At 48.2% G+C, this 624-nt stretch carries 2 protein-coding genes; both read left to right on the forward strand.

Going from position 1 to position 624, the window contains the following annotated elements; translation table 11 throughout:
- Positions 1 to 223 (forward strand): hypothetical protein (locus N1032_RS26170; RefSeq protein WP_259543561.1); only part of this gene is annotated, 223 nt, incomplete at its 5' end.
- Between the two features lie 76 nt (positions 224 to 299).
- The gene (locus N1032_RS26175) at positions 300 to 569 is read left to right on the forward strand and encodes a hypothetical protein (protein WP_259543562.1); all 270 of its coding nucleotides are present in this window, start codon (positions 300 to 302) and stop codon (positions 567 to 569) included.
- The last annotated feature ends 55 nt before the right edge of the window (positions 570 to 624 follow it).

Consider the following 624-nt stretch of genomic DNA (forward strand, 5'->3'; position numbering starts at 1 on the left):
CGCTATCGCCGCTGTTAACCCTACCGCTCAAATCAGCGTACCGATGGACAGTGCATTTGCTGCGCCTTCTCGCAAAGGCGGTCATAGCGAAAACAATCGCAGCAATAACAGTGAGCATGGCACTGGTAACGGTGGCAGCAATGCGCAGAATAGCCGCTCTGCTGGTGGCCTGGCTGATAGCCATGTTGGTGGCGGTCGTTCTGGTGGCGGTTTCCACTACTAATCAATAGAGCTAATATCAAGCGTCCTACGGGGCGCTTTATTATTTGTTCTCATATCAACATAACAAACGGGGATTTATGGCTAACCGTGTTGCAAACTTGGAAGCACAAGCGAAATACTTACGAATGAAAAAACGTCGCTTGATTAATAAGAGAGGTTTTGAGACTCCCGCCGATTGCTTAACGGTGAAGGGTAAAGAGAAGGTGAAAGGCGGCAGTAAGCAACCTACGGGCTTTAATAAGGTTGCGCAGGGTGCTGATTGTGTCTACGGTAAGCTAGCAATTACCGATGCGCCTACGCCGTCCAGAGGGCTTGTATTCGGCATCCCTCCAGAAGATAACAAATAGTTATTGTAACAGGTAACACACAAGGGCAGATCATTAATTTGGTCTGCCCTTTTTT

It is taken from the genome of Herbiconiux daphne (genome assembly GCF_024979295.1).
Lineage (GTDB): Bacteria > Actinomycetota > Actinomycetes > Actinomycetales > Microbacteriaceae > Herbiconiux > Herbiconiux daphnes.

Bases quoted from the DNA above. Each gene is read 5' to 3' on its own strand.
- N1032_RS26175 (WP_259543562.1), top strand. From the start codon at position 300: ATGGCTAACCGTGTTGCAAACTTGGAAGCACAAGCGAAATACTTACGA.